The organism is Marivita sp. S6314, assembly GCF_023015985.1.
Taxonomy (GTDB): Bacteria; Pseudomonadota; Alphaproteobacteria; order Rhodobacterales; family Rhodobacteraceae; genus Marivita.
Map to the genome: position 1 here is coordinate 508,554 of NZ_JALKAO010000003.1, position 22,372 is coordinate 530,925.

Here is a 22,372-nt window from a genome sequence, read left to right on the forward strand (position 1 = left end):
CTGAATGCCCGTTCTGCTGATCCTCTTGCTGCTTGGTGTGCTGGGTTATCTTTACTGGAAACGCGCCTCCACCACGTTGACCCGTGACTGCCGATGGCGGCGTATTGGGCCGGGGCAATGGCGGTGTGCGTTTTGCGGCGCTGAAACAGCATCTCAGGACAGTCCCTTGATGTGTTTGCGCTTGCCGGATGAAAAATCGTAACGGTGGATGATTTTCTCTCTTGCGCCGACTCACTTTTGGGATCAAAGGCGCGTTTACAGACGCCAACGCACGCACCTCTGGCGAGGTGGGGTTCAAGGCCCACGCGGTTTACGTAGCGACGGTAACGTCTCCCTTGGAAGTGAGCGGTCATACTTTGGCCGGGTCTATTGGAGATGACCATGAACGCATACGTCACCGGGCTTGCCGCCCGTCGGACAGATTCTTTGTCGCGTGCCGAAACCTACATCCTGCAAAACCAATTCGCGCGGCCAACACTGGTGATTGATACCGAAGCTGTTGCACGGCAGTACTCTGCCCTAGCGCAAGGGTTGGGCAAGGCGCGTATTCACTATGCGGTCAAGGCCAACCCGGCCCCCGAAGTGCTGCGCACGCTTGCAGCGCTTGGCAGTGGGTTCGATGCCGCGTCGCGCGTCGAGATTGAAATGTGCCTGACGGCCGGGGGGGATGTGTCCCGGATTTCATTCGGCAACACGGTCAAGCGGGCCTCGGACATCGCATGGGCGCATGGCGTCGGGATCGACCTGTTTGCGGCGGATTCCGAAGAAGAGCTTGGCAAGATCGCAGCGCATGCGCCGGGCGCGCGTGTGTACATCCGGTTGATCGTCGGTTCGTTGCAGGCGGACTGGCCGCTGTCGCGGAAGTTTGGTTGTGCGCCTGAAAAAGCGGGGGCGCTGTTTGCCTTGGCCGTACAGCTGGGTCTGCGTCCTGTCGGGTTGTCGTTTCACGTCGGGTCGCAGACACGCAAGGCCGAGATGTGGGTCGAGACGCTGGATCAGGTCGCGGCTGTGTGGGCCGATCTCAAAGCGACCGGGTTTGATCTGTCGCTGCTCAATATCGGTGGCGGGTTTCCGGCGTTCTACGGCCAAGAGATGGATGTGCCCGAGATTTACGCGTCATCGGTCATGCGGATGGTGACAGAGCGGTTCGGCGAAGTTGAGACTGTGATGGCAGAGCCGGGACGCGGTTTGGTGGCCGAGGCCGGCGCGATTTCGGCGGAAGTGCTGCTTGTGTCGCGGAAATCCGAGAGCGATCTTCACCGCTGGGTTTATCTTGATATCGGCAAGTTCTCGGGTCTGGCCGAGACCATGGACGAGGCTATCCGCTACCAGTTCCTGACCAACCGGGACCATGAGCCAACCGGCGCCTGTGTTCTTGCCGGTCCGTCCTGCGACAGTGCGGATGTGCTTTACGAACAGCAGCCTGTGCTTCTACCGCTGGGGCTGCAATCGGGGGATCGGATCGTGATCCGCAACTGCGGGGCCTATACGTCGACCTATGCATCGGTCGGCTTTAACGGGTTTCCACCGCTTGACGTGATTGCGATCTGATACCCCCGGTTTACCTGGCGCGCGTGGGGAGGCGCGCGCCAGGGCTTGCCAATTCCGATCCGGCGAGGTCTTTTTGGCCGGGTGAGGAGTGACCCATGACGCAAGCCCCCCCTGACGCCGATGCCCGCCGCGCCATTGCGCCGGTGATCTGCTATCCGAACGACACCTTGCCAAAGCCCGACTTGGCGCTTTACGCACGGGCGCTTGAAACGGCGACCCCGGTGGAAACGGTCGAGGCACCGCCGCGGGATGCGTGTGCGTTTCGCGTGCCGGCAGGTGGGTTTTTCCGGATCACCAGTGTTAAGGGGCCACAGGTCGGCGATCTGAACCTCTGGAGTGCACATGATTTGTCAGAACGGTTTTATTCCGGAAAGACACGGGCCTTGCATGGCACGCATGTGACCACGGGCGAACGGTTGTGGTCGTCCTTTCCCACGCTGCGTCCCATGGCGACGGTGGTTGAGGACAGTCTGGGCTGGTACGGGATTGATGCCTATGGCGGGTCTGTGCATGACGTAATTGGCACGCGCTGTGATCCCTACACGGGCAACCTGTTGGCGGGGTCGCAGTACCACCATTGCTGTCATTCAAACCTGACGCGGGCGTTGGCGGATGCGACCGGGTTGTCTCTGGCGGATGCAGAACCGCATGTCCACGATGTGCTGAATGTCTTTATGTGCACCGGGTTCACGCGCGACACCGGGCAGTATTTCATGAAAGCCAGCCCTGTCCGCCCCGGGGATCACCTGACGTTCTTTGCCGAAATTGACCTGCTAGGCGCGCTGTCGGCCTGCCCGGGTGGCGACTGTTCAAGCGAACATTCCAGCGATGTCGCGGCGTGTTTCCCGCTGCGGGTCGAGGTGCTGGCACCGCAGCCGGGCGCGTTGGAGGGGTGGCAGCCGCCTTCGGTGAATGGCTATGACCGGCGCCACGGACGATAGGGATCAGTCGCCCGTATCGTTGCCGCTCATGTTTTCGTAAGGGTGCGTGGCGATGATGGTCCAATACATCAGGTAATGCAGCGCGATGGGGCCAAGGCACATCGCAATGACCCACGTTGTCGGAGAGCCATTGCTGGCGGCCAGTTCGTTGCCAAGGATCAACGCAACCAAGCGGGCGACGTGCCAATTGGCGGCGTTGCGTTTGGCTTCGTCCCAGCGGCCGCCGAACACGTGGCTTTTGGCGTTTGCGGAGCCGGCAATGGTGAGGCAGGCAAAGACCAAGGCTGTCGCGCCCAGCAAAAGGCTGATGGCATGTTGCGCCCAGTTCAGGGACGGGGCGAAGATCGCGATGGCGCAGAGCACGAAAGGGGCCGCAAAGGCGCGCGGGCCGACGACATTGCCGTTTTCCCGTGCGATGCGATCCACCGTTGCGGGCACGTTCAGGCCCACAACCGTGACATACCCGAACACGGCGCACAGGACCGGCAGGATCAAACCGACATCGGCAAAGGCATCTGCATGTGGTGCCAGAAGCGTGTAGGCGGAGAGTGTTGCCACACCGAACAGCATTGTGTTCACCGGCAGAGGGACGCGGGATGTCACAAGGACATAGAGGCCAAGAATATAACTGTACATGACCCGCAGTCCTGTCGCCGGAATACGGCAGGAATGCGGGTCAGAATTGGGCCTTTATTGGAACGCCGCGGTCAGCGCGATGTCGACCATGTCGCCAAAGCTGCGTTCGCGGTCTTCTGCCGGAAGGGCTTCGCCGGTTTGCAGGTGGTCTGATACGGTGAGTACGGCAAGGGCACGGACCGAATGGCGCGCCGCCAGATTGTAGAGTTCCGCCGCTTCCATTTCGACACCCAGAATGCCGTGTCGGGTCATCTGTTCGTTCAGGTCGGGGCGTTCGTCGTAGAACACGTCAGACGAATAAATCCCGCCAACATGCGTTTTCACATCTTTTGCCGCTGCGGCATCTGCTGCTGCCCGCAAGAGCCCGTAATCGGCACAGGGCGCGAAGTTGAGTTCCTTGAAGATGCCGCGGGACGGGGTGGAGAGCGTGCTGGCCGTCATGGCGATAATCACATCGCGTATGCCGACATGCGGCTGCATTCCGCCGCAGGATCCGATCCGGATCAGCGTTTTTGCGCCGTAATCGCGGATCAGTTCATTGGCGTAGATGGACAGCGACGGCATGCCCATGCCGGAACCTTGAATCGTCACACGATGCCCGTTCCACATGCCGGTAAATCCCAGCATACCGCGCACTTCGTTGACCAATTGGGCATCTTCAAGAAACGTTTCGGCCGCCCATTTGGCGCGATACGGATCGCCGGGCATCAGGACCGTTTCAGCAATGTCGCCGGGTTTTGCTCCGATATGGACCGTCATATTAAATCTTCAGATCGTCGAGCGATTTTCCAGCGTCCAAAGCCGCATTCACCCAATTCGGCTTGCGGCCTTTGCCCGTCCAGGTTTGGGAAGCGTCATCGGGATTGCGATACTTGGGTGCGCCCTTTGATCCGGTTTTCTTACCCGTACCGCCCAGCAATTCATCCAGCGAAAACCCATATTCCTTGGCCGCGGATTCAGCGGCTTTCTTGGCTTCGGCTTTGCGGCGCTCGTCAATGGTCTTCAGCGCCTTTTCGGCACCCTTTACGATCTTCTTCAGCTCTTCTTTCGAGAGGTCGTTAAAATCGATATCCATGGGTATTCTCCTATTCTGCCAATTGCTTGTTTTCATTTTTGAGGGAATGCAAGCATCACTTTGTGTAAACCGTGGGGTTTTCGGCAAGATATCGCGCTTGTTTCGTGTATAGGGTGTGCGTCAATAGCGGGTTTCGCAATTTTGGAGAGGTTGGCTGCACGTTTGCAAAAGAAAACCCCGGCCTTTTGCAAAGCCGGGGCATCCCTTTTTCGAGCGGTTTGAACCTATTCGGCAGCAACCGCCTTTGGATCTGCCAGCGTGACGATATCCATCATGATGGCATTCAATTCGAAATCCTTGGGGGTATAGACCTTGGCCACTCCCATGGCTTTCAATCGGGCGGAATCTTCGTCCGGGATAATGCCGCCGACGATCACCGGAATATGGCCCAACCCTGCGTCACGCATTTTGGCCATCATATCTTCGACCAGCGGGATGTGGCTGCCGGACAGAATGGAGAGACCAACGACATGGACGTCGTTGTCCTGTGCGGCGCTGACGATCTGGTCGGGTGTGAGGCGGATGCCTTCGTAGTCGATATCCATACCGCAATCGCGGGCGCGGAAGGCGATTTGTTCGGCGCCGTTGGAATGGCCGTCGAGGCCGGGCTTGCCGACAAGGAATTTCAGACGGCGGCCCAGTTTGTCGCTGACGGCGTCCACGGCGGCACGCAGGTCGTCGAGGCCTTCGGTCTTGTTGGAGACGGATTTGGATACACCAGTGGGGCCACGGTATTCGCCATAGACGGCGCGCATTTCGCCGGCCCATTCGCCGGTGGTGACACCGGCTTTGGCACACGCGATGGAGGCGGGCATGACGTTTTTTCCGTCCTTGGCGGCAGCGCGCAGATCGGCAAGGGCCTTGGTGACCGCTTCGGAGTCGCGTTCGTCGCGCCACGCGTTGAGGCGGTCGATCTGTTCCTGTTCAACCGCTGGATCCACAACCATGATGCCGCCGTCTTCGGTTTGCAGCGGGCTGGGTTCACCTTCGACCCATTTGTTGACGCCAACGACGATGGTTTCGTTGCGTTCGATCTTGTTCAGGCGGTCGGCGTTGGAGTCGACCAGACGGCCTTTCATGTATTCGATGGACCCGATCGCGCCACCCATGCTGTCGAGGTTGGCAAGTTCCGCGCGGGCACCCTCTTTGAGCTGTTCGACCTTGCGGTCGATGGCGGGGTTGCCGTCAAACAGGTCTTCGTATTCGAGAAGGTCGGTTTCGTAGGCCAGGATCTGCTGCATCCGCATCGACCATTGCTGGTCCCACGGGCGGGGAAGGCCAAGGGCTTCGTTCCAGGCAGGCAATTGCACGGCGCGGGCGCGGGCTTTCTTGGAGAGCGTCACCGCGAGCATCTCGATCAGGATGCGGTAGACGTTGTTTTCTGGTTGCTGTTCGGTCAGGCCAAGGGAGTTGACCTGCACGCCATAGCGGAAGCGGCGGAATTTGGGGTTTTCGACGCCATAGCGGGTTTCGAGGATTTCGTCCCAGAGGTCCACGAACGCACGCATCTTGCACATCTCGGTGACGAAGCGGATGCCTGCGTTCACAAAGAAGGAGATGCGACCGCAGAGGGCCGGGAAGTCTTCGGCGGGAACACGGGGTTTTAACTCGTCCAAAACCGCGATGGCGGTGGCAAGCGCAAAGGACAGTTCCTGTTCCGGCGTCGCGCCTGCCTCTTGCAGGTGGTAGGAACACACGTTCATCGGGTTCCATTTCGGGATGTTGGTGTAGCAGTATTCGGCCACGTCCCCGATCATCTTGAGCGACGGTTTCGGCGGGCAGATATACGTGCCGCGCGACAGGTATTCCTTGATGAGGTCGTTCTGGACGGTGCCTTGCAGTTTGGAGACATCCGCGCCCTGTTCTTCGGCCACGGCGATATAGAGCGACAGGAGCCACGGTGCGGTGGCGTTGATCGTCATCGACGTGTTCATCTGTTCAAGCGGGATCTGATCGAACAGGGTACGCATGTCGCCCAGATGGGACACCGGGACGCCCACCTTGCCCACCTCGCCACGCGCAAGTACGTGGTCGCTGTCATAACCGGTTTGTGTAGGCAGATCGAATGCCACCGAAAGACCAGTCTGACCTTTTGCCAGATTGCCGCGATAGAGCGCGTTTGATGCCTTTGCGGTCGAATGGCCTGCATAGGTGCGGATCAGCCAAGGGCGGTCACGGGTCGGGGTCTGTGTCTCGGTCATGTCGTCCTCGTGCGGGCAGATTCGCCCAGGTAATCTTGTTGCGTTAATTGGTGCATACGCGAAACTTTATGTCGCTGTCAATTCGCTGCGCTGCGGCGCATCCGAAAATGCTGCGATGCCGAAGAATAACGGAAAAGCGCAGGGAAGGGCAGGGACAATCGTGCACAGGAGAGGGACGATTTGCGCCTGATGGAGGATGATGCTTGAAGTTGTGTGAATGGCTCGGCACGGTGCGGTCATGACACAAGACGTCACGCTGCCGCTGTGGGCTTTCTTGCTGGTCCTGTTGTTCGCAGGTGTGACGTTCGCGTCGCATTTCCTGTTTCCGTCTGTCCGCTGGTTTTTTCGCAGGCGCATGGAACGCGCGGTGGCGCGGTTGAACGAGCGGTTGGACCGACCGATCCAGCCGTTCAAGCTGTTGCGGCGGCAGGATATGATCCAGCGGTTGATCTATGATCCCGAGGTCACGCAGGCCATTGTCGAACATGCCGAAGAGTTTGGGGTGCGCGAGGATGTGGCCTTTGAACGGGCCCGCCGCTATGCGCGGGAGATCGTGCCATCGTTTTCGGCCTGGGCGTATTTCACCTTTGCGATCCGGGCGGCCAAGTTTCTGAGCACCTCGCTTTACCGGGTTCGAATGGTGCACCACGATTCAAAACTGGCGGATATTGATCCCGATGCCACGGTTGTGTTCGTCATGAACCATCGGTCCAACATGGATTACGTGTTGGTCACCTATCTGGCGGCGGACCGGTCTGCCCTGTCCTACGCAGTGGGGGAATGGGCGCGCGTTTGGCCATTGTCGCGCCTGATCCGGGCGATGGGGGCGTATTTCATCCGACGCAAATCGCGCGATCAATTGTATCGCAAGGTTCTGGCCCGCTTTGTGCAGCAATCCACCGGCGCGGGGGTGACGCAGGCGGTGTTTCCAGAGGGCGGGCTAAGCCTTGATGGGGCGTTGGCGCATCCGAAGGTTGGGATCCTCAAATACATCCTCGAAGGGGCGGTGGCCGCAAACCGGGACGTGATTTTTGTTCCGATTGCGCTGAACTATGACCGGGTGCTGGAGGATACCATCCTGATCCGGGCGCAGGAATCGGGCAACAGACGGTTTCGGGCGCGGATTTCCGTGGTGTTCAAGGCCATCCTGCGGCAGCTTTGGTTGCGTCTCACCCGGCGGTTTCATCGATTCGGGTATGCCGCGGTAAGTTTTGGCCAGCCTGTGTTATTAAGTGACGTGCCGGGCGGGGCGGGACGGCCGGAAAACGTGTCTGGCGAGATCATGGAGCGCATCGCGCAGGCCGTTCCGGTTCTGCCGGTGCCGCTGGTGGCGTTCCTGCTGTTGCGGGATGGGCCGATGGACCGGCCCGCGCTTGCGGTCGCATTCGAGGCGGCGTTGGACAGCCTGCACGACGCACAGGTGCATCTTCCGCGAAACAGCCGGGACTATGCGTTGGACTTTGGATTGCGGACATTGATCGAGCGCGGAATCGTCGTCGAGGAGGACGCGCAGCTGATCGTCACAGAGCACAAACGGCCGCTGGCCAGGTTCTATGGCAACTCGATCGCGCATCTGATGCAGGATCGTTCTGCGGACGCAAAGTGATTTCTGCGACTGCTCGGTCATAAAATTACAAAATCTGCGTTAATCTTGTTGCATAATTTCAAAACGGGTCATATTCCAGTGTCAGACGCCGCGATTCTGCGTTGCGGCACAAACTGTTTGACCCAAAGGAGGCTTCGATGGCTCTTGATCAGCAAACCGGTATCGCGGCATATGACGCGCCCGAGAAAGACTTGTACGAAATCGGTGAAATGCCGCCTTTGGGCTATGTTCCCAAGCAGATGTACGCGTGGGCGATCCGCCGCGAGCGTCATGGCGAGCCGGAACAGGCGTTTGAAATGGAAGTTGTCGATACATGGGAGATCGACAGCCATGAAGTGCTGGTTCTCGTTATGGCGGCAGGCGTTAACTACAACGGCGTCTGGGCCGGTCTTGGTCAGCCGATCAGCCCGTTCGACGGCCACAAGCAGCCGTATCATATTGCCGGGTCCGATGCGTCGGGCATCGTTTGGAAAGTGGGCGATAAGGTCAAGCGCTGGAAAGTTGGCGACGAGGTTGTGATCCACTGCAACCAGGATGACGGCGACGACGAGCACTGCAACGGCGGCGATCCGATGTATTCGCCGACCCAGCGGATCTGGGGTTATGAAACCCATGACGGGTCGTTCTCGCAGTTCACACGGGTGCAAGCCCAGCAGTTGATGCCGCGCCCGAAGCACCTGACCTGGGAAGAGGCGGCGTGTTACACGCTGACGCTTGCCACCGCGTACCGGATGCTGTTCGGGCATGAGCCGCATGACCTGAAGCCGGGCCAGAACGTTCTGGTTTGGGGCGCGTCGGGGGGCCTTGGGTCTTACGCGATCCAGTTGGCGAATACGGCGGGTGCCAATGCGATTGGCGTGATCTCGGACGAGAGCAAGCGTGATTTTGTCATGTCGATGGGCGCGAAAGGCGTGATCAACCGCAAGGATTTCAAATGCTGGGGGCAATTGCCCACAGTGAACACGCCCGAATACAAGGAATGGTTCACAGAGGCGCGCAAGTTCGGCAAGGCGATCTGGGATATCACCGGCAAGGGTGTGAATGTCGACATGGTGTTCGAACACCCGGGTGAAGCGACATTCCCGGTGTCGACCTTGGTCTGCAAAAAGGGCGGCATGGTTGTGATCTGTGCGGGCACCACCGGGTTTAACTGTACCTTTGACGTGCGGTATATGTGGATGCACCAGAAGCGCTTGCAGGGCTCGCACTTTGCGCACCTGAAACAGGCGGCGTCTGCCAACCAGTTGATGGTTGAGCGTCGTCTGGACCCGTGCATGTCGGAAGTGTTCCCGTGGAATGAGATTCCGCAGGCGCATACGAAGATGCTGCGCAACGAACACCTGCCGGGCAACATGGCGGTGCTGGTGCAATCGCCGAAAGCCGGATTGCGCACATTTGAAGATGCATTGGCGGCGCGGTCGTAACGAAGCAGTTACTTCTGCCTGTTAGACACACCCCGCGGTCCGAATTGGGCCGCGGGTTTTTTCTTGCGTGAAGGTCGGTCAACCAAATCAATGTCGTAAAATTCGCCGCCTCCCCATTTCTGGGGAGGGGGAATCAGGGAATAGGCCTGATTTTTTACACATGCTAAGGTTGTGTTAACGATCTATTAACCATCTGGAGGTGACGCTGACATGGGACATGATTGGATCATAGATGTGTTGACCGACCTCAGGACGTTTGCGGTTGCAAACGATCTCAAGGCGCTGGCTGCTAAGTTGGATGATACCCAGCTGGTCGCGCTTGATGAGCTTGTGTCGCACGGTAAGGGGATAGACCGTGGGCTTCTTGGAGAAAGTGCCTCAGTTGGACGATGTGATTGCGCGGTTGGAACGCGCAGAGCGTCTTGAGGAAATACAAAGCGCAATTGAATGGCTGCGTGATCTCTATGGCGTGGACGACATGGTGTATCACTGGGTGTCGAGCAATGGGGAACAATACGGCTGTGGCACCTATGACCCGAAATGGGTCGAGCGGTATCTTGACATGGGATATCTGCGGATAGATCCGGTTGTTCTGGGCTGTTACCAGCGGTTCCATCCGGTGGATTGGAAACGGCTGGACTGGTCGACCAAATCGGCGCGGGCGTTCTTAAAGGACGCGGCGGCACATGGCATCGGAAACCAGGGCTATTCCATTCCAATTCGCGGTCCAAACGGTCAGTTTGCGTTGTTCACGGTGAGCCACACCTGTGATGACGATGCCTGGTCCAGCTTTACCGATCTGAACCGCCGCGATCTGATCCTTTTTGCGCATTATTTTAATCAAGCTGCGCTGAAGCTGGAGCCGGGGCGCACCCCCGAAGCGACGCAACCCTTATCCCCGCGAGAGGTGGAGACCATGACGTTGCTGGCGGTTGGGTACAGCCGCGCGCAGGTGGCTGACACCCTGTCGATCTCTGAACATACCCTGCGGGTTTATATCGAAAGCGCCCGTTTCAAGCTAGGGGCGCTGAATACGACCCATGCGGTGGCGCGCGCGATGTCGCGGGGGCAGATTGTGGTGTAGATTTTGTTTCCAATGCAGAAACAATAAGCCGCGCAACACCCAACGAACGGTGGTGCAAGAAACAATTCATATTTGAAGCGCAGCTTTCCTTCCCAAATGGAGGGACTGCTCATGATTCGATATCTTTACGCCGACCAACTGTCTGACCACCCGGTTCTTGCCCGCACCATGTTCGAGGACCGCGCGGATCAATTCAAAACGCGGCTTGGCTGGGACGTGGTTGTCGACGCCAACGGTCAGGAGCGCGACGCCTATGACGATCTGAACCCGCTTTACGTGATCTGGGAAAAGGCTGATGGCACCCATGGTGGGTCGATGCGGTTTTTGCCGACAACCGGGCGCACCATGATCAACGAACACTTTCTGGACCTTGTGGACGGCGTCCCGCTGCAAAGCCCGTTCATCTGGGAATGCACGCGCTTCTGCCTGTCGCGCAACACCGATCCGGGCACGGCTGCGGCGCTGATGCTGGCCGGGGGCGAAATCATGCAGGGGTTCGGGGTCAAGCATTTCGTCGGCGCGTTCGATGCGCTTATGGTGCGGATCTACAATCGCATTGGTGCCGCGCCTGAGGTTCTGGGATCATCGGGGACCGGTCGGTCGGTGATCAGCGTGGGCCTTTGGGAGTTTACGCAGGCGTCCCAGAAACAGGTGTCGCGCGTTGCCGGGATCCCGCTGGACGCGTCGCGCGGATGGTTTGCCGACGCGTTCGGTGATCGCGTCAAACATCCGCTGCAGAGCGCGGCCTGACGCTGGTGCCTGCCCGTCCGGACCTGTAGGGTCCGGGCATGACATTGCCCGCCCTGACATACTCGGAAGACCAGGCCGCGGCCCATGACCATGTCGCAGATATGCTGCGCGAGGCCGGGGTTGATCTGGACACCGGATTGCTGATGCCGCCTCGCGACGGCAAGACCAAGATCATGGCCGTTACCGGCAAGGCCGGATCCGGCAAAACGTTGTTGCTGGCCGAGCTTTACAAGGCGTTGCAGGCAGCGGGTGTTGATGTCGTATCAGGCGATTATGAAGGCCGTCGTCGCAAGGACCGGCGAACCCTTGCGATCCTTGCGCCGACGAACAAAGCGGCAAGCGTGCTGCGGATGCGCGGTGTGCCTGCTACCACGATCCACCGCATTTTGTACACGCCGGTCTATGATCCGGAATACGAACGCATCGCTGAGTGGCTGATGGGCAATGGCGACAAGCCCGAGATCGAGGGCCTGACCGAAGAAGCGCTGGCCCGGGCAAAAGCGTCGTTCGAGACGCACAAGTCGATCCCGGCGTCTTTGGCGGCGGCAGGATTGCGCGGATCGGATTTTATCACCGGCTGGAAGCGGCGCGAGGATCCGTTGGATATCGGGTTTGTCGACGAGGCGTCCATGCTGGATGAACGTCAGGTGGAAGACCTGCGTGAAATTTTCCCGAACCTGTTGTTGTTTGGCGATCCGGCGCAGCTTGCCCCGGTCAACCAGTCGGGCAAGATGGTGTTTGAAACACTCGCCCCGTCGCAGGTGTTGAACCTTAACCGGATACATCGCCAGGATGCGGATAACCCGATCCTTGATCTGGCCCATGCGCTGGCGGACCCCGCGTTGGAGTTCGAGAGCTTTGAACGCATGGTCGAAGATGTGGCCCGCACGGATGACCGGGTTGTCTGGGGCCAACGGGTCGAGGTCGATCTGATGGCACGGTCGCCGGTGCTGGTGTGGCGTAATGCGACGCGTATCCGGCTGATCCATGCGTTTCGCAACGTGCATGGCGCGCCCGAGACGGAACTGTTGGAAGGTGAGCCGTTGATTTGCGACGGGATCGAACTGCCCATGAAACATCGCAAAAAGCGGCTTGATCTGGAAGCGCGCGGGCTGATCAAGGGGGCGCAGGTTGTCTATCTGGGGCCGGGGCGCAAACCCGGCTTTTCGCGCTTGCATGTGATGGGGGCGGAAGACCCGCAAGTGTCGGCCGCGTCGATTGTGAAGATCGAAAAGCCGGACGAGGAAGAGCCGTTTATTCCCTTTGCAGCCCGCATGGGCGCCACGTTTCTGCATGGCGCGGCCGTGACCATTCACAAGGCGCAAGGGTCGCAATGGGATGAGGTTCAGGTGTTCGCGCCCGATCTTTATGCTGCGGCGCGCATGGGACGGGTCGAAGCCGGTCAGCCGCTGTGGAAACGGCTGGCTTATGTGGCGATCACCCGTGCATCGACGCGATTGCATTGGGTGGTGCGGAACCGGTTGTCGAAACCCTCCGGACCGCTGCAGGTGGATGACCTGCGCGCAGCCCCAGTGGCACCGCTTGCGCTTGAAACGCAGGCCGAGTTTTAGAGCTTTACGATCTGCTTTCCGACATTGCCGCCCTTGAGCATGGCGATGAACGCATCCGGCATGTTCTCCAGCCCGTCCGCGACGTCTTCGATATATGCGATGTCCCCGGCGGCGACTTTGGGGGCCACGTCTTTGAGGAAGGCCGGGTATTCATCCCAGTGGTCAAAGATGATGAAGCCGGACACGTGAAGCCGTTTGACCAACACGCTGCGCCACAGGCCGGGCAGTTGATTGGTGTCTTCGATATTCGCACCGCCGTACCACGCGATCATGCCACAGACCGGGATGCGGCCATGTGTGTTCATCAGGGGCAGGACGGCCTCCAGCACCTTGCCGCCCACATTTTCCCAATAGATATCAACGCCATCCGGCGCGGCCTCTGCCAAAGCGGCGCGCAAGGATCTGGCGTCATCATGCGCGCGGTGATCAATGGCGGCGTCAAAGCCAAAGGTCTCGGTGGCCAGTTTGCACTTTTCGGCCCCCCCTGCGATTGCGACCGTGCGCAGGCCAAGGCTTTTGGCAAGCTGACCGACCATGGATCCGACAGGGCCGGTGGCCGCGCCAACGACAAGGGTTTCCCCGGCCTTGGGGCGTCCGAACTTGTGCAGACCGACCCAACCCGTCAGGCCGGGCATGCCAAGAACCCCAAGTGCGGTCGACGGTGGCATGGCGGGATCAAGTTTGCGGAGTTCCTGCCCCGGCAGGCACGCATGGCTGGCCCAGCCTGTCATCCCGGTGACCATGTCGCCCGGTGCAAATCCGCTGGCTTTGCTCGCCAAAACACGCCCGACGCCTTGTCCGGTCATGGTCCCGTCAATGTCGACCGAAGGGGCGTAGCTTTTGACGTCATCCATCCGGCCCCGCATGTAGGGATCGAGCGACAAATGGGTGACCTCGATCACCACCTCACCCTCCGCTGGTGTGGGGATATCGTCAGTGACGAACTTGAAATCCTCGGGCACAGGTGATCCGGACGGGCGGCGGGCCAGGGCAATGCGGGACATTTGTGCGGACATGATGCGGACCTCTTGGGACAGGATTTCAGTTGCGTGGGGTGCGATAGGCCCTCAGTGTATCCGGAACGGCAAGACAATGTGCAAGGGAGGAATAGGATGCAGGGGCTGATGATGAATCGACCGCTGTCGGTGATCGAGATCCTGAGGTTCGCCTCTGAGATCCACAGCGACGGTGAAATTGTCTCTGTCCGTACCGAAGGAGATCTGCATCGCCAGACCTATCGCGAGACCTATGCGCGCGCAGGTCAAGTGGCGCATGCGTTGGGTGCGCTTGGTATCCAGCATGGCGACCGGGTCGCGACGCTTGCCTGGAACGGGTATCGCCATTTTGAGCTGTATTACGCAATTTCGGGCTATGGCGCAGTGTGCCACACGATCAACCCGCGCCTGTCGGCAGAGCAGATGATCTATATTCTGAACCACGCCGACGACGGGGTGCTGTTTGTCGATACAACATTTGTCCCGATTATCGAGGCGCTGAAGGATCAGCTGCCCAAGGGGCTCAGACTTGTTGTGATGACGGATGCGGCACACATGCCGGACAGCCCGCTTGACCTGTTGTGCTACGAAGACCTGCTTGCGCCGCATGACACGACCTACGACTGGCCGGACCTGCCGGAAGAGACGGCGGCGGGGCTGTGTTACACCTCCGGGACGACCGGCAACCCCAAAGGATCGCTGTATTCGCACCGTTCGACCGTGTTGCACGCGCTTTTCGTGGCGGTCACCGTGCCGTTGTCCTTGCGAGAAGGCGCGCGGTTGTTGCCCGTGGTGCCAATGTTTCACGTCAATTCCTGGGGCATGCCCTATGCCGCGCCGATTGTGGGCGCGTCGATGATCATGCCCGGTGGCCGATTGGACGGGCCGTCGCTTTATGACCTGATGGAGACTGAGAAGGTCACGGCAAGCTGGGGGGTGCCCACCGTCTGGTTAGGTTTGCGGGCCGAGATCGAGGCGCGCGGTAAACCGCCATCGGCCTTGGAGCAGGTGGTCATCGGCGGGTCCGCCGCGCCACGCAGCATGATCGAGTTCTTTGAGACCGCAGGGATCGACGTCTGCCACGCATGGGGCATGACCGAAATGAGCCCGGTTGGCACATCGGCGCAGGTGCCGGTCGCCAAGGCTGACGCGCCCTTTGAAGAGCGGATGGACCTCAAGTCGCTGCAGGGGCGACGGATGTTCGGGGTTGATCTGAAGATCGTCGGCGAGGATGGAACGCGCTTGCCGCAGGACGGTAAGGCCGTGGGCGAATTATACGTGCGCGGCAACGCGGTGATCTCGGGTTATTTCAACAATGACGACGCGACCAAGGCGGCGGTCGATGCCGAAGGCTGGTTCGGGACAGGCGACGTGGCCAGCATCTCGCCCGATGGGTATCTGAGCATTCAGGACCGTTCGAAGGATCTGATCAAATCGGGTGGCGAGTGGATCAGTTCGATTGATCTTGAGAACATCGCGATGGCGCATCCGGATGTTGCCAACTGTGCGGTGATCGCGATTGCGCATCCAAAGTGGGACGAACGGCCTGTCCTGGTGGTTGTGCCGAAGGAGGGATGTCAGCCGAGTTTGGACGAGTTCCATGACATGATGTCCGATCATTTTGCCAAGTGGCAGTTGCCGGATGACGTGCTTTATGTCGATGCCTTGCCGCTGACGGCGACGGGTAAGGTATCGAAGCTGACGCTGCGCAAGCAATTCGCGGATTACGTGCTGCCCGATGTCGGCTGATGTTTTGCGGACGATGCCCGTGTCCTATTCGCGCTGGTACGAGATCGGTCAGGGCCGGATCAATGCCTTTGCCGACTTGACCGAGGATTGGCAGCACATCCATCTGGACGAGGCGGCAATGGCCCCGCATGGCGGGACGATGGCGCATGGGTTCCTGACGCTGTCGATGCTGTCGGCCATGTCATACGACGTGCAACCCGAAGTGCCGGGGCTGGTGCAAAGCCTGAATTACGGGTTCGACCGGATCAGGTTTGTGTCTCCCGTGCGCGCCGGGCAGCGGATACGCGGGCGGTTTTCCGTGGCGGATGTGACGGAAAAGCCCGGACGCTATGACGTCGTTTGGGATGTGGCGGTTGAGATCGACGGGGTCGAAAAGCCCGCGATTGTGGCCACATGGATCAACGTGTTTGAGGTTGGCGCGTAGGGCGCGAGGCGCGGAACAAGGCCGAAGGCCGCCGCGCCATCACCAGACCGCCCCCCGGGCTGGTGATTTGTTGACGCAGGCGTGCCGTTCTTTCTGTGCGCGGATTTGGCTGCGATAAAGTGCTCAGATCCACGGTCGGTCACCACCCCGCGGTCTGGTGACGGCGCGACTATCCAGCCGCCGCACGGATCGCCTTGATGTTCTCACCATAAGGCGCGGGGTTTGACACCGACCCGCCCTTGAACGCGGCGGAGCCTGCGACAAGCACGTCAGCACCAGCCGCGCGCACCAGAGGGGCCGTCGTCGGATCAACGCCGCCATCAATCTCGATATGGACCTCGCGGTCACCGATCATCTCGCGCAGTTCGGTCACTTTCTGCACGCAGGAATGGATGAATTTCTGACCGCCAAAACCGGGGTTCACGGTCATCACGCAGATCAGGTCAACAAGGTCGAGAACCGGCGCTGCTGCCTCGGCAGGTGTCCCGGGGTTCAGCGCCAGACCCGCCTTGGCCCCTGTCGCGCGGATCGCTTGCAACGTGCGGTGAATGTGCGGCCCGGCCTCGACATGGGCGGTGATCACATCGGCACCGGCATCGGCGAAGGCTTCGATATAGGGATCGACCGGCGCGATCATGAGATGCACGTCCATCACCGTCTTGATATGCGGACGGATCGCAGCACACATGGCGGGGCCGAAGGTGATGTTGGGCACGAAATGCCCGTCCATGACATCGACGTGAATCCAGTCCGCCCCTTGCGCTTCGACGGCCTCGATCTCGGCCCCGAAATTGGCAAAATCTGCGGCAAGGATGGAGGGGGCAATTTTTACCGAACGGTCAAACGTCATGATGAGGCTCCTTTGGTGGGAGGCTTAGTAGCCCGCATCGCGATCCACAAGGTACAAGAACGGCTCACCCGCCTCTCCGCGTCGGATGTTTTCGACAATGGCCCGGCTGGCGCTGGGCGCGCGGGTTTCCGAGGCGATATGCGGTGTGACGGTCACCCTTGGATGAGACCAGTAGGGGTGGTCTTTAGGCAAAGGTTCGGTGCGGAACACGTCCAGCGTGGCATGGGCGATGTGCCCGCTGTCCAGTGCCGCCAGCAAAGCGTCATCGTCAATCAAGGGGCCTCGGCCCGGGTTCACGACAAACGCGCCTTTTGGCATCAGGGCCAGCGTTTCGGCGTTGAGCGTGTTTTCGGTGGACGGTGTGCTGGGCAACAGCAGGACAACGATCTGGGACTGGCGCAAGACCTCGCGCAGCCCGTCCGGCCCGGTCAGGCACGGAATGCCCTCCACCGTTTTGGGCGACCGCGCCCAGCCTGTGACCGGGAAGCCAAGCTGCTGCAAGGCTTGCCCGCAGGCCGAGCCCAGCTCGCCCAGCCCCAGAATGCCAACGGGACGATCCGCGGCGACCGGCGGCGCATCGGCGATCCAGTCATGGTTCGGGTTCACGATATGCGCGTCCATGCCAAGGTGATGGCGCAGGACATGCCCCGTCACCCATTCGACCATGCCTTGTGTTAGGCCTGCGTCATCGACCATGCGCGCAAACGGCACCTTGAGCGTCGGGTTGTTCACCGCATCCTCGACCCCGGCCCACAGGTTCAGCACAGCCTTGAGGCGGGTGTAGGGCGTGAAGTCCTGCACCTTGGAGTTTGGGGCATAGACGATGTAATCCACCGTCTCGGGGGGCAGATCCACATCGAGAACATAGTCCAGTCCCACCGCGTCAAGTGCGGCGCGCAGCGGGGCTTCGTACTCGACCCAACGCACGGTGCGCGCGGCGAAAAGAATGTTGACGGGCATGGCTTACCTTGGGCGATGGATATGGGCGCTTTGTACCAAGCCAAACGCAATCATCAACACAAGCATTGCCGAACCGCCGTAACTCACCAGGGGCAAAGGCACGCCGACAACCGGCGCAAGGCCCATGACCATCGACATGTTCACAGCGAAGAACAAAAAGAATGTCACCCCGATGCCAAGGATCAGAAGCGAGGAGTAGCGGTCGCGGTTTTGCAGGGCCGAGACGACGCAGAAGATCAGGATCAGCACATAAAGAAACAGCAGGGATATCCCGCCGATAAAGCCGAACTCTTCGGCCAGTGTGTTGAAGATGAAGTCGGTGTGCTTTTCCGGCAGGAAGTTCAGGCGCGATTGTGTGCCCTGCATGAAGCCGCGCCCGGTCCAGCCGCCTGACCCCATCGCAATCTTGGCCTGCGTAATGTGATAGCCCGCGCCAAGCGGGTCAGAGCTTGGGTCCAGAAACGTGTCGATGCGCCGGAACTGGTAGTCCTTGAGCAATTGCCAATCGGTGCCGCGGCTGAGGAAGACGGTGTAGATCCCGCCAATCCCGGCGGCGATCACGGTGGCGAAATAGGCCCAATGCACACCGGCCAGGAACATCATCAAACCGCCACCGGCGACCAAAAGGATCGCAGTGCCCAGATCGGGCTGGGTCAGCACCAGAAACGTGGGCAACAGGATGATGAACACCGGAATTAGCACCCAGAACGGGTGCGATGTTTTTTTCATCGGCAGCCAGTCGTAATAGGCGGCCAACACCATGACCATGGCGATCTTCATCAATTCGGACGGTTGCAACCGCATGAATCCAAGGTCGATCCAGCGCTGCGCGCCCATGCCGACGGCGCCAAAGAACTCGACCGCCACCAGCAAGGCCAGCGCGACAAGATAGGCAACCACGGACATGTTGCGCCAGAACCAGATCGGCACCATGGCGACGATGAACATCAGTGCAAGACCAAGCGCAAAGCGCTTCAGCTGCGGTTCGGCCCAGGGCATCATGGACCCACCGGCGACTGAATAGAGCATCAGGATGCCGACGCCGGTGATCGCGGTCAGCAAAAGCACCAGCGGCCAGTTGATGAACAGCATCTTGCGCCATCCCGCCGGGACGGTTTTGACGGTGTACTCAAGATAACTCATGCGCGGCTGCTCGCGTCGATATCGTTGGCCTGCAGCACCTGCCGCAAGCGTTCCTGCTGGTCCTTGATACGTCCGCGATCCTTGGTGGGGTACGCCTCAAGCGGCGGGTCTTCCCCGTAGAGCGCTTGCAAGGTGACATCCCGGCCAATCGGGGCCGCCGCGCGAGACCCGCCACCGCCATGTTCGACAATGACGGACACGGCAATCCTGGGGTTTTCGAAAGGCGCGTAATTTACGAACAACGCGTGGTCGCGCCGGTTCCAGGGCAGGTCCTCGTTGCGGGTCACTCCGCGCGCGCGTTCGGCAGCGGTGATGTTGCGCACCTGACTTGTGCCGGTCTTTCCGGCGATGCGATACGCGTCTTCGATGACACGCGACCCGTAGGCTGTGCCGCGCCGGTTGTTCGACACCGCGTACATCGCGCGGCGGATCTGGCGCAGGTGGTTTTCGTTGAACCCCATGCTGTCGGTTCCGATCACCGGGCGATCCACCCCGGCCACGCTGCGCACAAGGCGCGGTTCTATGGCAGTTCCGGTGGCCAGTCGGGCCGTCATCACCGCAAGTTGCAGCGGCGAGGACAGAACGTAGCCCTGACCAATGGAGGCGTTGACGGTGTCCCCGATGCGCCAGTCAGCGTCGCGTTCGGTGCGTTTCCATTCTTTGTTCGGCACCAACCCGCTGGTAACAGCCGACATGCCGATGCCAAAGGCCTGCCCCAGTCCAAACCGGCGCGCGGTTTCTGCGATGCGGTCGATTCCGACCTTCAGGGCAAGGTCGTAATAGTAGACATCACAGCTTTCGCGCAGGGACTGTTCGAGGTTCATATGACCGTGGCCCGCGCGCTTCCAGCAGTGGAACCGGCGACCGCCCACCTCCATGTGGCCGGGGCACCAGACGGTTTCATCCGGGGCAACCACGCCCGCGTCCATCGCCGCCAGCGCGGTGATCATCTTGAAGGTGGATCCGGGAGGATAGGCATCCTGCACGGTTTTGGATGCCAGTGGTCGGTGATCATTGTCCCGCAGGTCCCCGAAATCAGCGACGGAAATCCCGCGCACAAACTTGTTCGGATCGTATGAGGGCGACGACGCAATGCCGAGCAGATCACCGTTTGTGACATCCATCACCACCACGGAGGCGCTTTCTTCGCCCAAGCGGGCCTGAATGTAGCTTTGCAGTTTGGCATCAACGGTCAACTGCATATCCGCACCCGGGGTGCCTTCGCGCCGGTCCAGTTCGCGCATGACGCGACCGACGGCGTTCACCTCGACGCGCTTGGCCCCGGCGCGTCCGCGCAGGTCTTCCTCGAAACGGGATTCAATGCCGACCTTGCCGATTTGGAACCGCGGAATGCGCAACACCGGATCCGGCGTTTCATAGCGCGCCAGATCGCGTTCGCTGACCGGGCCAACATAGCCCACCGCGTGGGCGAAATCGCCGCGACGGGGGTAGATGCGGGACAGTCCGACCTCGGGTGTGACCCCGGGCAGGGCGGGTGCGTTTACGGCGACGCGGCTGATGTCATCCCATGTGACCCGTTCGGCCACGGTGACCGGCAAGAACGGCGCGCTGCGCTCCATTTCGGCCAGCGCGCGGTTCAATTCATCTTCATCAAGTTCCACCAGCGTCGACAGACGGGCGATCACATCGTCCACATTTCCCGCATCCTCGCGCACCATTGTGATGCGGTAGGACGGTTCATTTGCAGCGAGCGTCACGCCGTTGCGGTCAAAAATCTGGCCGCGGGTTGGCGGGATCAGCCGGATGTTGATCCGGTTTTCTTCGGCAAGAAGGCGGAATTCGTCTGCCTGATCGACCTGCAAGTGCTGCATGCGCAGCCCAAGCGCGCCAGCAAAGGCAAGTTGCACCCCGCCCAGAATGATCCCGCGGCGCGAGATTTTGCGAATGCTTTCCGCCGTATCCTTTGGCGCACGTCTCATATCGTACGTCCCAGCCGATCTACGTCACCGGGGGCAGCCTTGCGCACCCCGAACACAAAATAGGACACCCCAACCACCAGCGGATAAGCCGCAATGGTCATCACCACCTGAACCAGACTCAGGGTCAGCGTACCCGGCGCCAGGATAAGGATCATCAGCACCGCGCGGTAGAGGATCGTGATCACAATCAGGGTACTGGCGAAGGTGAGCCATTCAAGAACAAAGGTGGTTTCACGCTGCCGGCGTTCCCGCGATTTCAGCCATTCTGCAGCGCATACCACCAGCACCGACCACAGGCCGGGCGGACGCTGGAGCATCATGTCTGCCAGCAGCATAACAGCCGCCACAAGCAGAATGGGCACGTAGTCGGGGCGGCGGACGGCCCAGGCAAACACCAATGCCACAAGAATATCCGGCCCGGCCCATTGGCTGGGAGCCGGATCAAGCGGCAGAAGGTGGAAGAACAGGATCACCAGCGTCAGGATCACGAACAATCCGCGCATGGCCCAGATATGCAGCAGGTTCTGGTCCATTACTGGCCCACCTCTGCGTTGTCGGTGGGTTGGTCGGACAGGCCCGGTGGGGTCTCGGGCAAGATGAGTGCCGCCGGGTTGGACACCCGCCGTGCGCCGTGGTCCCGCAGCACGCGCAGGAATTCCAGCCGTTCATAATCGGCAGCCAGGCGCGTGCGCAGCCGACCTCCGGGATCCTGCGCCACCTGACCGATCAACAGACCCGGCGGGAACACGTCGCCATCGCCGGATGTGACGATCCGGTCGCCCGGGCGCACCTGATCGGGGTCTTCAAGAAAATCAATTGGCGGGGCCGAGGTGTTGTCCCCGACGATCAGCGCGCGTTGACCCGAGGGCTGGATGGTCGCGGGAATGCGGCTGGTTGCGTCTGTCAGCATGATCACCCGGCTGGTGTTCGCACCCACACCCGAGATGCGCCCGACCAGCCCGGTGCCATCGACTGTTGCCCAGCCGTCAACAATCCCGTCGCGGGACCCGACATTGATCAGAACGGACTGACGGAACGGCGATCCTGAATCCGCCAAAACAACGCCCGTGATATACGTGAGGCGTGGGTCGATGCGGACATTGTTCAAATCGCGCAGCTTGGCGTTTTCCTGTTCCAGTTGAAGCGCGGCCTCTTTCCACGCGGTCATCTGGCGCAACTCGCGGCGCAGTTCCTGGTTTTGTTCGTAGATGCGCTGGTAGCTGCGGAAGTCACGCGCGATGTTGACGGTGGCTGTCACAGGGGCCATCGCCCAGTCAAAACTGGGCAGGACGGTGTCGATCACAGCCGCGCGAAACCGTTCGACGCGTGGGCTGTCGATGCGCCAGACGAAAAACAGCCCCAGCAAGAACAGGACCACGACGGCCAGAAGCAACCGCTTGAGCGGGGTTGTATAGTCGTCACTATGTGTGCCGTTCTTTGCCAAAAATCCCCCTTTCCGAAAGGGTGATGGG

The 22,372-nt window shown here is 60.3% G+C and carries 21 protein-coding genes; 10 read left to right on the plus strand and 11 right to left on the minus strand.

All coding sequences use genetic code 11. The features are described from left to right. Positions 1-4 precede the first annotated feature (4 nt). The 3 genes from MWU54_RS11070 to MWU54_RS11080 all read left to right on the plus strand — a co-directional run bounded on the left by MWU54_RS11070 (position 5) and on the right by MWU54_RS11080 (position 2,492). Positions 5-202, plus strand: coding sequence for a hypothetical protein (locus MWU54_RS11070; RefSeq protein WP_247083265.1), 198 nt, complete (start codon positions 5-7; stop codon positions 200-202). Between the two features lie 179 nt (positions 203-381). Further along, positions 382-1,551 carry a type III PLP-dependent enzyme gene (locus MWU54_RS11075; RefSeq protein ID WP_247083267.1) on the plus strand — a complete coding sequence of 390 codons (1,170 nt, stop codon included), beginning with the start codon at positions 382-384 and terminating at the stop codon, positions 1,549-1,551. A 95-nt stretch (positions 1,552-1,646) separates the two neighbouring features. Then, positions 1,647-2,492 carry a DUF1989 domain-containing protein gene (locus MWU54_RS11080; protein WP_247083269.1) on the plus strand — a complete coding sequence of 282 codons (846 nt, stop codon included), beginning with the start codon at positions 1,647-1,649 and terminating at the stop codon, positions 2,490-2,492. 3 nt (positions 2,493-2,495) lie between these two features. On the opposite strand, the gene MWU54_RS11085 is transcribed toward MWU54_RS11080, so the two are convergent. The 4 genes from MWU54_RS11085 to MWU54_RS11100 form a co-directional block, all read right to left on the minus strand. After that, positions 2,496-3,128 (minus strand): hypothetical protein, encoded by a 633-nt coding sequence (locus tag MWU54_RS11085; protein ID WP_247083277.1) that lies wholly within the window; start codon positions 3,126-3,128, stop codon positions 2,496-2,498. 54 nt (positions 3,129-3,182) lie between these two features. Further along, the gene (gene deoD, locus MWU54_RS11090) at positions 3,183-3,887 is read right to left on the minus strand and encodes a purine-nucleoside phosphorylase (protein WP_247083299.1); all 705 of its coding nucleotides are present in this window, start codon (positions 3,885-3,887) and stop codon (positions 3,183-3,185) included. Position 3,888: 1 nt separating this feature from the next. After that, the gene (locus MWU54_RS11095) at positions 3,889-4,203 is read right to left on the minus strand and encodes an H-NS histone family protein (RefSeq protein WP_247083301.1); all 315 of its coding nucleotides are present in this window, start codon (positions 4,201-4,203) and stop codon (positions 3,889-3,891) included. Positions 4,204-4,427: 224 nt separating this feature from the next. Further along, complete coding sequence (locus MWU54_RS11100) at positions 4,428-6,404, minus strand: protein meaA (protein ID WP_247083303.1); 1,977 nt, start codon at positions 6,402-6,404, stop codon at positions 4,428-4,430. A gap of 238 nt (positions 6,405-6,642) precedes the next feature. Here MWU54_RS11100 and MWU54_RS11105 point away from each other — a divergent pair, with 238 nt between their 5' ends. From MWU54_RS11105 to MWU54_RS11125, 5 genes are all read left to right on the plus strand, one after another. Continuing rightward, positions 6,643-8,010 (plus strand): 1-acyl-sn-glycerol-3-phosphate acyltransferase, encoded by a 1,368-nt coding sequence (locus MWU54_RS11105; RefSeq protein WP_247083312.1) that lies wholly within the window; start codon positions 6,643-6,645, stop codon positions 8,008-8,010. A 137-nt stretch (positions 8,011-8,147) separates the two neighbouring features. Then, the gene (ccrA, locus tag MWU54_RS11110; protein ID WP_247083320.1) at positions 8,148-9,434 is read left to right on the plus strand and encodes a crotonyl-CoA carboxylase/reductase; all 1,287 of its coding nucleotides are present in this window, start codon (positions 8,148-8,150) and stop codon (positions 9,432-9,434) included. A gap of 373 nt (positions 9,435-9,807) precedes the next feature. Next, positions 9,808-10,518 (plus strand): LuxR family transcriptional regulator, encoded by a 711-nt coding sequence (locus tag MWU54_RS11115; protein ID WP_247083322.1) that lies wholly within the window; start codon positions 9,808-9,810, stop codon positions 10,516-10,518. A gap of 111 nt (positions 10,519-10,629) precedes the next feature. After that, positions 10,630-11,268, plus strand: a complete 639-nt coding sequence (locus MWU54_RS11120) for an acyl-homoserine-lactone synthase (protein WP_247083324.1) — start codon at positions 10,630-10,632, stop codon at positions 11,266-11,268. A gap of 38 nt (positions 11,269-11,306) precedes the next feature. Beyond that, the gene (locus tag MWU54_RS11125) at positions 11,307-12,839 is read left to right on the plus strand and encodes an AAA family ATPase (RefSeq protein WP_247083327.1); all 1,533 of its coding nucleotides are present in this window, start codon (positions 11,307-11,309) and stop codon (positions 12,837-12,839) included. On the opposite strand, the gene MWU54_RS11130 is transcribed toward MWU54_RS11125, so the two are convergent. Beyond that, complete coding sequence (locus tag MWU54_RS11130) at positions 12,836-13,855, minus strand: NADP-dependent oxidoreductase (protein WP_247083329.1); 1,020 nt, start codon at positions 13,853-13,855, stop codon at positions 12,836-12,838. The genes MWU54_RS11125 and MWU54_RS11130 overlap by 4 nt on opposite strands. 96 nt (positions 13,856-13,951) lie before the next feature. Between MWU54_RS11130 and MWU54_RS11135 the strand changes: the two genes are divergently transcribed. After that, positions 13,952-15,583, plus strand: coding sequence for a long-chain-fatty-acid--CoA ligase (locus MWU54_RS11135; RefSeq protein WP_247083331.1), 1,632 nt, complete (start codon positions 13,952-13,954; stop codon positions 15,581-15,583). 13 nt (positions 15,584-15,596) lie between these two features. Further along, positions 15,597-16,007, plus strand: a complete 411-nt coding sequence (locus MWU54_RS11140; protein ID WP_247083333.1) for a MaoC family dehydratase — start codon at positions 15,597-15,599, stop codon at positions 16,005-16,007. 169 nt (positions 16,008-16,176) lie between these two features. Here the strand turns inward: MWU54_RS11140 and rpe are convergent, their stop codons facing one another. The 6 genes from rpe to mreC are packed head-to-tail and all read right to left on the minus strand — an operon-like array spanning position 16,177 to position 22,344. After that, the gene (rpe, locus tag MWU54_RS11145) at positions 16,177-16,857 is read right to left on the minus strand and encodes a ribulose-phosphate 3-epimerase (RefSeq protein WP_247083335.1); all 681 of its coding nucleotides are present in this window, start codon (positions 16,855-16,857) and stop codon (positions 16,177-16,179) included. Between the two features lie 24 nt (positions 16,858-16,881). Beyond that, complete coding sequence (locus MWU54_RS11150) at positions 16,882-17,817, minus strand: glyoxylate/hydroxypyruvate reductase A (protein ID WP_247083337.1); 936 nt, start codon at positions 17,815-17,817, stop codon at positions 16,882-16,884. Positions 17,818-17,820: 3 nt separating this feature from the next. Next, the gene (gene rodA, locus MWU54_RS11155; protein WP_247083339.1) at positions 17,821-18,960 is read right to left on the minus strand and encodes a rod shape-determining protein RodA; all 1,140 of its coding nucleotides are present in this window, start codon (positions 18,958-18,960) and stop codon (positions 17,821-17,823) included. Further along, positions 18,957-20,900, minus strand: coding sequence for a penicillin-binding protein 2 (mrdA, locus tag MWU54_RS11160; protein WP_247083341.1), 1,944 nt, complete (start codon positions 20,898-20,900; stop codon positions 18,957-18,959). The genes rodA and mrdA overlap by 4 nt, the downstream gene beginning before the upstream one ends. Beyond that, positions 20,897-21,433: a rod shape-determining protein MreD gene (locus MWU54_RS11165; RefSeq protein WP_247083343.1), complete on the minus strand. Its 537-nt coding sequence runs from the start codon at positions 21,431-21,433 to the stop codon at positions 20,897-20,899. Before MWU54_RS11165 ends, mrdA begins: the two co-directional genes overlap by 4 nt. Then, the gene (mreC, locus tag MWU54_RS11170) at positions 21,433-22,344 is read right to left on the minus strand and encodes a rod shape-determining protein MreC (protein WP_247083345.1); all 912 of its coding nucleotides are present in this window, start codon (positions 22,342-22,344) and stop codon (positions 21,433-21,435) included. The genes MWU54_RS11165 and mreC overlap by 1 nt, the downstream gene beginning before the upstream one ends. Positions 22,345-22,372 lie beyond the last annotated feature (28 nt).

Excerpts from the sequence above, each read along its gene's own strand:
- MWU54_RS11070 (WP_247083265.1), top strand. The coding sequence starts at position 5 with ATGCCCGTTCTGCTGATCCTCTTGCTGCTTGGTGTGCTGGGTTATCTT.
- MWU54_RS11075 (WP_247083267.1), top strand. The coding sequence starts at position 382 with ATGAACGCATACGTCACCGGGCTTGCCGCCCGTCGGACAGATTCTTTG.
- MWU54_RS11080 (WP_247083269.1), top strand. The coding sequence starts at position 1,647 with ATGACGCAAGCCCCCCCTGACGCCGATGCCCGCCGCGCCATTGCGCCG.
- MWU54_RS11085 (WP_247083277.1), bottom strand. The coding sequence starts at position 3,128 with ATGTACAGTTATATTCTTGGCCTCTATGTCCTTGTGACATCCCGCGTC.
- deoD (WP_247083299.1), bottom strand. The coding sequence starts at position 3,887 with ATGACGGTCCATATCGGAGCAAAACCCGGCGACATTGCTGAAACGGTC.
- MWU54_RS11095 (WP_247083301.1), bottom strand. The coding sequence starts at position 4,203 with ATGGATATCGATTTTAACGACCTCTCGAAAGAAGAGCTGAAGAAGATC.
- MWU54_RS11100 (WP_247083303.1), bottom strand. The coding sequence starts at position 6,404 with ATGACCGAGACACAGACCCCGACCCGTGACCGCCCTTGGCTGATCCGC.
- MWU54_RS11105 (WP_247083312.1), top strand. The coding sequence starts at position 6,643 with ATGACACAAGACGTCACGCTGCCGCTGTGGGCTTTCTTGCTGGTCCTG.
- ccrA (WP_247083320.1), top strand. The coding sequence starts at position 8,148 with ATGGCTCTTGATCAGCAAACCGGTATCGCGGCATATGACGCGCCCGAG.
- MWU54_RS11120 (WP_247083324.1), top strand. The coding sequence starts at position 10,630 with ATGATTCGATATCTTTACGCCGACCAACTGTCTGACCACCCGGTTCTT.
- MWU54_RS11125 (WP_247083327.1), top strand. The coding sequence starts at position 11,307 with ATGACATTGCCCGCCCTGACATACTCGGAAGACCAGGCCGCGGCCCAT.
- MWU54_RS11130 (WP_247083329.1), bottom strand. The coding sequence starts at position 13,855 with ATGTCCGCACAAATGTCCCGCATTGCCCTGGCCCGCCGCCCGTCCGGA.
- MWU54_RS11135 (WP_247083331.1), top strand. The coding sequence starts at position 13,952 with ATGCAGGGGCTGATGATGAATCGACCGCTGTCGGTGATCGAGATCCTG.
- MWU54_RS11140 (WP_247083333.1), top strand. The coding sequence starts at position 15,597 with ATGCCCGTGTCCTATTCGCGCTGGTACGAGATCGGTCAGGGCCGGATC.
- rpe (WP_247083335.1), bottom strand. The coding sequence starts at position 16,857 with ATGACGTTTGACCGTTCGGTAAAAATTGCCCCCTCCATCCTTGCCGCA.
- MWU54_RS11150 (WP_247083337.1), bottom strand. The coding sequence starts at position 17,817 with ATGCCCGTCAACATTCTTTTCGCCGCGCGCACCGTGCGTTGGGTCGAG.
- rodA (WP_247083339.1), bottom strand. The coding sequence starts at position 18,960 with ATGAGTTATCTTGAGTACACCGTCAAAACCGTCCCGGCGGGATGGCGC.
- mrdA (WP_247083341.1), bottom strand. The coding sequence starts at position 20,900 with ATGAGACGTGCGCCAAAGGATACGGCGGAAAGCATTCGCAAAATCTCG.
- MWU54_RS11165 (WP_247083343.1), bottom strand. The coding sequence starts at position 21,433 with ATGGACCAGAACCTGCTGCATATCTGGGCCATGCGCGGATTGTTCGTG.